This is a genomic window from Actinomadura rubrobrunea NBRC 15275 (assembly GCF_001552235.1).
Taxonomy (GTDB): Bacteria; Actinomycetota; Actinomycetes; order Streptosporangiales; family Streptosporangiaceae; genus Spirillospora; species Spirillospora viridilutea.
Genome location: NZ_BCQU01000085.1, coordinates 16,391 through 27,833, shown reverse-complemented (window position 1 = coordinate 27,833; position 11,443 = coordinate 16,391). Strand labels below are relative to the sequence as shown.

The following is an 11,443-nucleotide window of genomic DNA, read 5'->3' as shown; positions in this document are numbered from 1 at the left end:
GGCATCGACCTGTCCACGCTGAAGGGCAGCGGCCCGGGCGGGCGGATCGTCCGCGCCGACATCGAGGCCGCGATCCGCGCCGGGGCGCCCGCCCAGGCCCCCGCCGCCGCGCCCGCGGACGCGCCGCAGACCGCGCCCGCGCCGTCCCGGCCGCAGGTCGCCGACGAGGACGTCGAGGCCGTCCCGCTCAACCGGTTCCGCAAGGTCGCCGCCCGCAGGCTCACCGAGAGCAAGCGCAACGCGCCGCACTTCTACCTGACCCGCGAGGTCGACGCGGCCAAGCTGGTGGAGTTCCGCGCCACGCTGAACGAGGCGCTGGCGCCCGCCAAGGTCAGCGTGAACGACCTCATCGTGAAGGCGTGCGCCACCGCGCTGCGCGAGCACCCCGACGTGAACGTGTCGTTCACCGAGGAGAGCCTGCTGCGGCACAAGCGGGTGCACATCGGCGTCGCGGTCGCGGTGGAGGACGGGCTGGTCGTCCCGGTGATCAAGGACGCCGACCGCAAGAGCGTCTCGCAGATCGGCGCCGAGACCCGCGAGCTGGCGGGCCGCGCCCGCGAGGGCAGGCTGACCCCGCAGGAGATGAGCGGCGGCACGTTCAGCGTCAGCAACCTGGGCATGTTCGGCGTGGACAGCTTCTCCGCCGTCATCAACCCGCCGGAGGCCGCGATCCTCGCCGTGGGCGCGGTGCGCGACGAGCCGGTGGTGCGCGACGGCCAGGTCGTGCCGGGCAAGCGCATGTCGGTGACGCTGTCGGTGGACCACCGGGCCTGCGACGGCGCGACGGGCGCCCGCTTCCTGGCCCGCCTGGCCGAGCTGCTGGAGAACCCGCTGCTGATCGTCGCCTGACGGCGGACGCGCAACGAGCGACGAGGATCGCCCGGCCCCGGACCGAGGGGTCGGGCGATCCTCGTCTTCTGGTCCCGGAGCGCGGCGGACACACCTCCCCCGAGGGTCGCCCGCATGCCCGCCGCGTCCCCGACGCCGGGCGGGGCCGTCGCCCTGATGAGGCGCCCGCCCGACGGGTCACCCGGTCCCGCCGCCTTCCGGGGGACGGGCCGGAAGGACGCACTCCCACGACAGGCGTCCCTCCGGCCGCCCTCCGGCAGGCGGACTCTTCACAGGACGATCTCCCAGGGTCAGACGGGCGCGACGGCCCGTCCGGTCACCGGTGAGATCATCCCGGCGCACAGGCCGCGGCTGCGCAGGTTCGCGGCGATCTGCGGGATCGCCGCGACCGTGGTGGCGTACTGGTCGTGCATGAGGATGACCTGTCCGTTCTGAAGCCCGGACGCGGCCTGCACGATCTGCTGGGTGCTCGCGCCCGCCCAGTCGCGGGAGTCGACGTCCCACAGCACCTGGGTGAGGCCGAGCCGCCGCGCGACCGCCGCCACCGTGCCGTTGGTCTCCCCGTACGGCGGCCGGAACAGCACCGGAGCGGTGCCGGTGGCCTGCTGGACGGCCTGCTGGGTGCGCTGCAGCTCCGCCTGGATCTGCGCCTCGCTCATCTGGCCGAGGTGCGGGTGGGTGTAGCTGTGGTTGCCGATCCACATGCCCGCGTCCCGCTGGGCCCTGACCAGCGACGGGTTGTTCTGCGCGTTCTGCCCGATGTTGAACATCGTGGCGCGCAGGCCGTTGGCCCGCAGCGCGTTCAGCAGCGTCATGGTGTTGGCCGGGTTCGGACCGTCGTCGAACGTCAGCCCGACGTACCCGGCGGGGCAGTCGGCCGCCCGCGCGGCGGCCGGGCCGGCGGTGGCGGCCGTCGTGGCGGCCACCGCCAGCCCGGCGCCGAGGACGGCGACGGCCCGCGCGCAGCGGCGCGCGATCCGCGTGTTCATCGGCGTCCGTCCTCCACGGAAGGGGTCAGGCCGCCTCGCAGCTCACCGACGGCCAGTTCCAATTGCCGTTGTGCATGACCGTGAAGCCGAAGGTGTTGCCGCTGCCGTTCGGCCGCACCGTCATCACGAGGCCGGTGTAGTCCCAGCTGAACGACCCGCTCCAGGTCGCGATGACTCTCTGCGGGCTTTGCAGCCGCACCGTGGCGACCCAGTTGTTCGTGCCCGACACCGTGACCGACAGGTTGAACCGGTCGCTCCACACCTGGCCCGGGGTGATCGTGGCGGTGCAGTCGCCGCCGCCGGGCGGGGGCTCCTCGGAGGACCCGCCCAGGGCCTCCAGCACCGCGTAGTAGGCGGGCTTCTTGTTGTAGTTGCTGTCGAACAGCAGCGGGGTGCCGCTGGCGCGCCATGAGTAGTGGTCCGGGATGCCCCACACCGTGATGCCGGTGCAGCGGGACACCGCCATGCACGCCTGGACGACCCTGCGGTAGTTCTCGGCCTGCGCGGTGCCGGAGCCCTCGATGTCCAGCTCGGTGATCTGGACGTCCACCCCGAGGGCGGCGAACTGCTCGATGTTCTGCTGGTAGTTGGACGGCACCGGCGACTGGGAGTTGAAGTGGCTCTGCAGGCCGACGCAGTCGATCGGCACGCCGCGCGCCTTGAAGTCGCGGACCATGTTGTAGACGGCCCGGGTCTTGGCGGCGTTGGCGTCGTCGATGTTGTAGTCGTTGTAGCAGAGCTTGGCGTTGGGGTCGGCGGCGCGGGCGGTGCGGAACGCCTCCTCGATGTACCCGTCGCCGAGGCGCTGCTGGAACACCGACTGGCGCCGGGCGCCGCTGCCGCCGTCCTCGAAGGCCTCGTTCACCACGTCCCAGGAGTGGATCTTGCCTCGGTAGTGCCCCATCACCTGGGTGATGTGGTTGTTCATGGCCGAGCGCAGGTCGTCGCCCCAAAGACCGCTCACCCAGCCGGGCAGCTGCGAGTGCCACACCAGCGTGTGACCGCGGATCTTCATGCCCTGGCTCTGCGCGTGGTTGACGATGCGGTCGGCGTTGCCGAAGGAGAACGATCCGCGGGACGGCTCCGTGGCGTCCCACTTCATCTCGTTCTCGGGGGTGACGGAGGTGAACTCGCGGTTGAGCACGGTGACGTACTGCGATTCGCCGAGATGGTTGGCGGCGACGGCGGCGCCGAAGTAGCGGCCGCTCTCGGCGGCCGCCTCCCCGAGCGTGCTCGCCGCCGCATCGGCCGGCGACGCCACGGCCGCCGCGACGCCCATCGCGAGGACGCCCGCGACGCCCGTCACGAGCGCGTTTCGGATGACGCCTCTGATCATGTTCGTCCCTTCTGGAACGGGTGGGGGCGGGAACACCCGGGTTCCGAAGCGGACCGGCCCTACCCGGGCAGGCTCATTCTGAGTACGTTTCAGAAACGCGTCAATACATCAATGAAACCTTTCACCGCATTACCGCGCCGACCCGCCGCACGGACTAGTTTACATTACTCCGGAAAGAAGTCACCGAAACTTTCGAGAATCAGCGAAACTTTCGAAGCCGCCGAAATCTTTCGCGGACCGGCGAAACTTTCGCGGCCAGGCCGAATGAAGAGACGGAACGGCACCGCCATTGCTGGCAGTTGTTGCCGAAACCGGCTTTCCCGCAGGCCGGACGTCATTGGACGACCGCGCTCCGCCCTCGCCACCAGTGCCGATCAAGCATCTCCAGTCGGGAAGCCAGGCCAGACGACGGCGGTCGACCCAGCCCTCCCGGCACACGCGCAGACCGTCGGCGGCAACACGGCAAACGATCAGGGGAAACGATTCTGCGCACGGGCGAGAACCGCCATCGCGGGGCCGCGACCTGACGGGGCGGGATTTCAAGAACACGAGGTAAAACGCCTCCCGCGGCGGAAGGCGCCCGTCCCCCGCCCGTCAACGCCCGCCCGTGCCGGCGACCCCGGGCTTCGGCCGTCGGCCGCTGCGGCGCCAGACCGCTAGGACGCTAGATCGCTGGTCAGCGCGTGGCCGTAGGCGGTCGGTGCCGCTTCGGCGGCCTCGGACAGGTCAGCGTCCCCCGGGGGCGGCCAGCGGCGACGCCAGGTCGCGATCTCGTTCGCCCGGACAAGGCGCCGCGCAATATCGTCTTCGCGACGATTTGAGCCGAGGAGTCGCCGTTGAGCGCGCATGTCCCACTGGGGCCGCTGCTGGAGCCCGCGTTCCACCTGGGCTCGGTGCCCACCACCTGGGCCGAGCTGCTGGGGTTCGCCACCGGCGCGGTCAACGTCTGGCTGGTCGTCCGCCAGAACATCCTGAACTGGCCGATCGGGATCGCCAACGTGGTCCTGCTCGGACTGGTGTTCCTGGACGGCGGCCTGTACGCCGACGCCGGACTGCAGGTCGTCTACGTGGCGCTGCAGGCGTACGGCTGGTGGATGTGGCTGTACGGCGGGGACGGCCGGGACGCGCTGCCCGTCTCGCGCACGTCCCGCGGCGAGTGGATCGGCCTGCTGGCGGCCGGGGCGGCGGGCACGGCGCTGCTGGTGTGGATGCTCACCGCCTGGACCGACTCCACCGTCCCCTTCTGGGACGCGCTCACCACCGCGCTGTCGCTCATGGCCGTGTACGGGCAGTCGCGCAAGCGGCTGGAGTCGTGGTGGATCTGGATCACCGCCGACCTGGTCTACATCCCGCTGTACTGGTCCAAGGACCTCAAGCTGACCAGCGCCCTGTACGTGGTGTTCCTGTCGCTGTGCGTGGCGGGGCTGGCGGCGTGGCAGCGCGATTGGCGGGCGACCCGGGCGGCGGGGGCCGCCGCGAGCGCGGCATGACCTTCGCGCACGGGCTGGTCGTCGGCAAGTTCTATCCGCCGCACGCCGGCCACCACCATCTGATCGACACCGCGGCGGCCGCGTGCGCGCGGCTCACCGTGGTCGTGGCCGCGTCGACCGTGGAGAGCATCCCGCTGGCCCTGCGCGTCGCGTGGCTGCGGGAGGCGCATCCGCAGCCGCACGTGGAGGTCGTTCCGGTGGTGGACGACGTCGAGATCGACTACGGGTCGGACGAGATCTGGCGGCGGCACGTCGAGGCGTTCCGGTCCGGGCTGGCGATGCATCCGGACGCGCCCCCGGTGGACGCGGTGTTCTCCTCCGAGGCGTACGGGGACGAGCTGGCGCGCCGTTTCGGCGCCGTGCACGTCCCGGTGGACCCGGCGCGCGAGCGGTTCCCGGTCAGCGGCACCGCCGTCCGCGCGGACCCGGTGGCCGCGTGGCCGTGGCTGGCGCCTCCGGTCCGGGCGTACCTGGCGCGGCGGGTCGCGGTGGTGGGCGCGGAATCGTCCGGCACGACCACGCTGGCCCGCGCGCTGGCGGCGCACTACGCCGGGCGCGGGGGCGTGTGGGCGGCGACGCGGTGGGTGCCCGAGTACGGGCGGACCTACTGCGAGGAGAAGCTGGCGGCGGCGCGGCGGGCGACCGGCGACCCGGAGCTGTGGCTGGGCGACCTGACGTGGGAGTCCGCGGAGTTCACCGAGATCGCCGAACGCCATCTGGCACTGGAGGACGCGGCGGCCCGCGCCGGGTCGCCGCTGCTGGTGTGCGACACCGACGCGTTCGCCACCGTGCTGTGGCACGAGCGGTACCTGGGGTCGCCCGCCCCGGACGTCGAGCGGCTGCACGAGCGGCCGCCGCGGCACCACCTGTGGATCCTCACCGACACCGCGGGCGTGCCGTTCGAGCAGGACGGCTGGCGCGACGGCGAGCGGATCCGGGAGTGGATGGCGGGCCGGTTCCGCGACGAGCTGAAGCGGCGCGGCCTGCCGCACGTGGTGGTGACCGGGACGCCCGAGGAGCGCCTGGCCGCCGCCGTCGAGGCCGTGGACGGGCTGCTGGCCGCGGGGTGGTCGTTCGCCCCGCCGCTCACCGCGTGACGGACGGCGGCCGGATGTTGGCGCTATCACCGGTTTTCCCAGGGGTATTGACAGGCCGTCCCGTTAGCGCAAACATCGGGACACCCCCGGACGTGAAGGAGGTCACGTGACCGCCGACACACCCCCGTCCTCCCGGCCCCGCGCCGCGGTGATGGAGGACGTCGCCGCCCTCGCGGGCGTGTCGGCCATGACCGTGTCGCGGGTCCTCAACTCCCCCGAGAAGGTGCGTCCGCAGACCCGCGCCAAGGTGCTCGCGGCCATGCGGGAGCTGGACTACCGGCCCAACTCCGCCGCGCGGGTGCTGGCCACCGGACGGTCCGGGGTGCTGGGGGTGGTCAGCTTCGACACCACCCTGTACGGCCCGGCGTCCATGCTCTACAGCATCGAGCGGGCCGCCCGCGCCGCCGACTACGCGATCAGCATCGCCAGTCTGAGCACGCTGAGCCCGCGCGCCATCGCCGACGGCGTGGACCGGCTGCGCGCGCAGTCGGTGGACGGCGTCGTGATCATCGCCCCGCACCAGTCGGCGGCCGAGGGGCTGCGGCGGCTCCCCCCGGACTTCCCGGTGGTCGTGGTGGGCGTGGGCGACGACGTGCCGGCGCCGGTGGCGGTCGTCGACCACCGGGCGGGCGCGGTGCGCGTCGTACGGCACCTGCTCAGCCTCGGCCACGAGACGGTGTGGCACATCGCCGGGCCGTCCGACTGGATCGACGCCAGCGCCCGCGTCGACGGCTGGCGCGCGACCCTGGAGGAGCACGGCCGGGAGGTGCCCGAGCCGCTCGGCGGCGACTGGAGCGCCCGGTCCGGGTACGAGCAGGGCCGCCGCCTGGCCGCCGACCCGGCCGTGACCGCGGTGTTCGCCGCCAACGACCCCATGGCGCTGGGCCTGCTGCGCGCGCTGCGCGAGGCGGGCCGGCGCGTCCCCGAGGAGGTGAGCGTGGTGGGCTTCGACGACGTGCCCGAGGCCCCCTACTTCGCACCCCCGCTGACCAGCGTCCGCCAGCCGTTCGCCGAGGTGGGCCGGCACGCGTTCCAACTGCTGCTGGAGCGCATCGGCGGCGCCCCGCCGCCGGACGGCAAGGGCCACCCGCGCCGGACCGTGGAGCCCGAGCTGGTGGTCCGGGAGAGCACCGCCGCGCCGCCGGGGCGCTGAAGCGCCACCCCTGGACATCGTGAGAGGGAGACCGATGCCGCCGTTGATGTTAGCGCTACCACCAGCAAGCGATTGACCGGGTACCCACCGCGAGACAGGAAGCAGCCGTGCGCATCACCAAGATCGGGACCCATGTCGTGGGCACCCCGTGGCGGAACCTGACCTTCGTGACCGTCCACACCGACGAGGGCCTGACCGGCGTCGGCGAGACCCGCATGCTCGGCCACACCGACGCACTCCTGGGCTACCTGGCCGAGGCCGAGCGGCGGCACATCGTCGGCTCCGACCCGTTCGACGTCGAGGACCTCGTCCAGCGGATGAAGTACGGCGACTACGGCCGGGCCGGCGAGATCGTGATGTCCGGCATCGCGTGCGTCGAGACGGCGTGCTGGGACATCGTCGGCAAGGCCCTCGGCCAGCCGGTGTGGCGGCTGCTGGGCGGCAAGGTCCGCGACCGCGTCAAGGCGTACGCCAACGGCTGGTACACCGTGGCCCGCACGCCCGACGACTTCCACGCCGCCGCCAAGAAGGTCGTCGAACGCGGCTACCGGGCGCTCAAGCTCGACCCGTTCGGCGCGGGCCGCCTGGAGCTCGACCACGAGGAGACGATGCGGTCGATCGCGCTGGTGGAGGCGGTGCGCGACGCCATCGGCCCCGAGTGCGAGCTGCTGGTGGAGATGCACGGCCGCTTCTCCCCCGCGACCGCGATCCGGGTGGCCGAGCTGCTGGAGCCGTACGCGCCGGGCTGGCTGGAGGAGCCCGTCCCGCCGGAGAACCTCAAGGCGCTGGCCAAGGTGTCGGCGCGCACGCGCCTGCCGATCGCCACCGGCGAGCGCGTCCACGACCGGTTCGAGTTCCGCGAGCTGTTCGAGCTGCAGGCGGCCGACATCGTGCAGCCGGACGTGGGGCACTTCGGCGGCATCGCCGAGGTCCGCAAGCTCGCCGCCACCGCCGAGACGCACTACGTGCAGGTCGCCCCGCACAACGTGGGCGGCCCGGTGCTCACCGCGGCCACCCTGCACCTGGGCGTCTGCGTGCCCAACTTCAAGATCTTGGAGCACTTCAACGACTTCGCCGACGCCCCGATCAAGAAGGTCGCGCGCGGCCTGCCCGAGGTCGTCGACGGGTACTTCGCCGTCCCCGAGGCGCCCGGCCTGGGCGTCGAGCTGGACCTGGACGCGGTGGCCGAGTTCCCCCGCCGGGACGTCGACTTCGACCTGTTCGCCGAGGACTGGCACCTGCGCGAGGGCACCGGCCCGCGGAGGAACCGCCGATGAGCAGGTCCCTGGTGGTCGACGAGCCGGGCCGGTCGCGCCTGCTCGTGGACGACGCCCCGGTGCCCGGCCCGGGGGAGGCGCTGGTGCGGGTGGCCGCCGCCGGGCTGTGCGGCAGCGACCGGGAGCTGTTCGACGGCGCCCGCCCGCCCGGCTTCTGCGCCTACCCGATCGTCCCGGGCCACGAGTGGTCCGGCACGGTCGCCGCGGTCGGCCCGGAGGTGGACGCGTCGCTGATCGGCGCCCGCGTCGTCGGCGAGGGGTTCCGCGGCTGCATGGTGTGCGGGCCGTGCCGCAACGGCGCGCCCAACCTGTGCGCGGCCGGGTACGACGAGACGGGCTTCACCCGGCCGGGCGCGTTCGCCGACCACCTGGTGGTGCCCGCGCGGCTGCTGCACGTGCTGGCGCCCGACGCCGACCTGCGCGCCGCGGCGCTGCTGGAACCCGCCGCGGTGATCGCCGCGGCGGTGCGGCACGCGGCGCTGCGGCCCGGCGAGACCGCCGCCGTGGTCGGCGCGGGCACGCTCGGCCTGCTCGCCGTGCAGCTGCTGTCGGCGTCGTCGCCGTCCGCGCTGGCGGCGGTCGACCCGCGCGCCGAACGCGGCGGGCCCGCGCTGTCGGCGGGCGCCACCGTCTTCTACCGGCCGGGCGAGGCCGCCGAGGAGTCCTACGACGTGGTGCTGGAGACGGCCGGCGCGCCCGGCACCGCGCGCGCCGCGGTGGCGCTGGCGCGGCGCGGCGGACGCGTGGTGGTCACCGGCATCCCCGGCGACCCGTCCGACGCCGTGCCGACCGCGCTGCTGGTGACCCGCGCCCTCACCGTGCACACGGTGTTCGGCGCGGGCCCGGCCGACTGGGCGTACGCGGTGCGCGCCTTCGACGCCGGCGTGCTGCGCCCCGCGGACCTGATCACCCACGAGCTGCCGCTGGCCGACTTCGAGAAGGCGCTGCGGCTGAGCGCGTCGCCCGGCGCGGGCAAGGTCCTGCTCCGCCCCGACCTCGACCGATGACGTCCCCGGAGGTGACCTGACGATGGACGGACCCGACGCCGCCCGCCCGCGGCCGCCCGGCGAGCACGCGCTGCGCGAGCTGGGCTTCCCCGCCCGCCCCGAGACCGCGCCGGGGTCGTCCCGCGCCTTCCCCGACGGCGGCGCGTGGCGCACCGAGCTGCCGTCCTGCGAGGGCCCGGCAGTGCTGGAGGCGGTGCTGGACGAGAGCGAGCGGCTGGACGTGCCGCTGCACCGCATCAGCCAGGGCTCGGGCGTGTGGATGCTCACCGACGCCGAGATCTCCGAGATGGTCGCCGCCTGCCGGGGGCGGAACGTCGAGCTGTGCCTGTTCCTCGGCCCGCGCGGCTCGTGGGAGCCGGGCGGCGGGTCCCGCACGTACCCGACGGCGGGGCCGCGCGCCCGCGGCCGCGACCAGCTCGCCCAGTGCGTGGAGGAGGCCGAACGGGCCGTCGCGCTCGGCGTCCCGTCGCTGCTGGTCGCCGACGAGGGCGTGCTGTGGACGCTGCACCGCCTGCGCGCCGCCGGGCGGCTGCCCGCCGACGTCACGTTCAAGGTGTCGGCGCTGGTCGGGCCGGTCAACCCGGCGTCGTTCCAGGTGTGGGAGCACCTGGGCGCCGATTCGATCAACGTGCCCAGCGACCTGACGCTCGCGCAGATCGCCGAGATCCGGGCGGTCAGCGCCGCGCCCATGGACTTCTACGTCGAGGCGCCCGACGACCTCGGCGGCTTCGTCCGCATCTACGACGCGGCGGAGCTGATCCGCTGCGGCGCCCCCATCTACCTGAAGTTCGGGCTGCGCAACGCCGCCCCCCTCTACCCGGTCGGCCGCCACCTGCGGCAGGCGGCGGTGGACAGCGGACGCGAGCGGGTGCGGCGCGGCCGCCTGATCCTCGACACGCTGGCGCGGCTCGGCGCCGACGGCGGGATGTCGCCCCTCGGCTCCCGGGATCCGGGGCCGCTGGCGCGCTTCCCCGTCGCCGGCGCGGCCGCCGCGTCCCCCACCTGAGACCTGCAAATCCCTCGCCCCCCGCCCCGAGCGCCGACCCCGCGAGCGCATCCGGCGCGCGCGGGCGGACCCACCCCCGGGAGGAGAAACCATGAGAATCGGGCGCATCGCCACGGTCCTCTCCGCCGTCGCCCTGACCGCGTCGCTGGCCGCCTGCGGGTCCAGCGAGAAGACGATCGACAAGGAGGCCCGGGAGGCCGCCGGCAAGGGCGCGCTCATCGGCGTGACCATGCCGACCCGCTCGTCGGAGCGGTGGATCTCCGACGGCGACAACCTCAAGGCCGGGCTGGAGAAGCTCGGCTACAAGGTCGACCTGCAGTACGCCGAGAACGACATCCCCACGCAGGTCAACCAGCTGGAGAACCAGATCACCAAGGGCGCCCGGCTGCTCATCGTCGCGTCCATCGACGGGACCACGCTGACCACCCAGCTGCAGCGGGCCGCCGACAACGGCATCAAGGTGATCGCCTACGACCGGCTCATCCGCAACAGCCCCAACGTCGACTACTACGCCACGTTCGACAACTTCAAGGTCGGCGTGCAGCAGGCGACCTCGCTGCTGATCGGCCTGAAGGTCAAGAACCCCGACGGGTCGGAGGGGCCGGCCAAGGGCCCGTTCAACATCGAGCTGTTCGCCGGGTCGCCCGACGACAACAACGCCACGTTCTTCTACAACGGCGCGATGTCGGTGCTGAAGCCGTACATCGACCGGGGCGTGCTGAAGGTCAAGAGCGGACAGACCGACTTCAAGACCATCGCGATCCTGCGCTGGGACCCCGCCACCGCGCAGAAGCGCATGGAGGACCTGCTGACCAACACCTACCGCGACGGCTCGAAGGTGCACGGCGTGCTGTCGCCGTACGACGGGCTGTCCATCGGCATCCTGTCGGCGCTCAAGAGCAACGGCTACGGCACCGCCGGCCAGCCGTACCCGATCGTGACCGGGCAGGACGCCGAGGTGGCCTCGATCAAGTCGATCCTGGGCGGCGAGCAGTACTCCACCATCTTCAAGGACACCCGCAAGCTGGCGGAGACGACCGTCCAGATGGCCGACACCGTGCTCAAGGGCGGCAAGCCGACGGTGAACAACACCAAGGACTACGACAACGGCGTCAAGGTCGTGCCGTCCCAGCTGCTGGAGCCGGTCATCGTCACCAAGGACAACGTGAAGACGGCGCTGGTCGACACCGGCTACTACACCGCGGACAAGATCGGCCTGAAGTGACCGGCGCGACCGAA

Annotated in this window: 10 protein-coding genes; 8 read left to right on the top strand and 2 right to left on the bottom strand. The window is 72.9% G+C overall.

Going from position 1 to position 11,443, the window contains the following annotated elements; all coding sequences use genetic code 11:
- Positions 1-849: dihydrolipoamide acetyltransferase family protein (locus AR3_RS22810; protein WP_169803874.1), on the top strand; the 849-nt coding region annotated here is incomplete at its 5' end.
- Between the two features lie 290 nt (positions 850-1,139).
- Here AR3_RS22810 and AR3_RS22805 read toward each other — a convergent pair.
- Both AR3_RS22805 and AR3_RS22800 read right to left on the bottom strand, forming a co-directional pair.
- Complete coding sequence (locus AR3_RS22805; RefSeq protein WP_067916635.1) at positions 1,140-1,838, bottom strand: polysaccharide deacetylase family protein; 699 nt, start codon at positions 1,836-1,838, stop codon at positions 1,140-1,142.
- Positions 1,839-1,863: 25 nt separating this feature from the next.
- Positions 1,864-3,174: a glycoside hydrolase family 10 protein gene (locus tag AR3_RS22800; RefSeq protein ID WP_067916633.1), complete on the bottom strand. Its 1,311-nt coding sequence runs from the start codon at positions 3,172-3,174 to the stop codon at positions 1,864-1,866.
- Positions 3,175-4,010: 836 nt separating this feature from the next.
- Between AR3_RS22800 and pnuC the strand changes: the two genes are divergently transcribed.
- From pnuC to chvE, 7 genes are all read left to right on the top strand, one after another.
- Positions 4,011-4,664 carry a nicotinamide riboside transporter PnuC gene (pnuC, locus tag AR3_RS22795; protein ID WP_067916631.1) on the top strand — a complete coding sequence of 218 codons (654 nt, stop codon included), beginning with the start codon at positions 4,011-4,013 and terminating at the stop codon, positions 4,662-4,664.
- The gene (locus tag AR3_RS22790) at positions 4,607-5,761 is read left to right on the top strand and encodes an AAA family ATPase (RefSeq protein ID WP_227023050.1); all 1,155 of its coding nucleotides are present in this window, start codon (positions 4,607-4,609) and stop codon (positions 5,759-5,761) included. The genes pnuC and AR3_RS22790 overlap by 58 nt, the downstream gene beginning before the upstream one ends.
- 106 nt (positions 5,762-5,867) lie before the next feature.
- Positions 5,868-6,914 (top strand): LacI family DNA-binding transcriptional regulator, encoded by a 1,047-nt coding sequence (locus tag AR3_RS22785; RefSeq protein WP_227023051.1) that lies wholly within the window; start codon positions 5,868-5,870, stop codon positions 6,912-6,914.
- A gap of 107 nt (positions 6,915-7,021) precedes the next feature.
- Entirely contained in the window at positions 7,022-8,191 is a 1,170-nt protein-coding gene (locus AR3_RS22780; RefSeq protein WP_067916629.1) for a mandelate racemase/muconate lactonizing enzyme family protein, read from the top strand.
- Complete coding sequence (locus AR3_RS22775) at positions 8,188-9,198, top strand: zinc-dependent alcohol dehydrogenase (protein WP_067916627.1); 1,011 nt, start codon at positions 8,188-8,190, stop codon at positions 9,196-9,198. The genes AR3_RS22780 and AR3_RS22775 overlap by 4 nt, the downstream gene beginning before the upstream one ends.
- A 22-nt stretch (positions 9,199-9,220) precedes the next feature.
- The gene (locus tag AR3_RS22770; protein WP_067916625.1) at positions 9,221-10,204 is read left to right on the top strand and encodes a U32 family peptidase; all 984 of its coding nucleotides are present in this window, start codon (positions 9,221-9,223) and stop codon (positions 10,202-10,204) included.
- A 91-nt stretch (positions 10,205-10,295) separates the two neighbouring features.
- The gene (gene chvE, locus AR3_RS22765; protein WP_067916623.1) at positions 10,296-11,429 is read left to right on the top strand and encodes a multiple monosaccharide ABC transporter substrate-binding protein; all 1,134 of its coding nucleotides are present in this window, start codon (positions 10,296-10,298) and stop codon (positions 11,427-11,429) included.
- Positions 11,430-11,443: the final 14 nt, after the last annotated feature.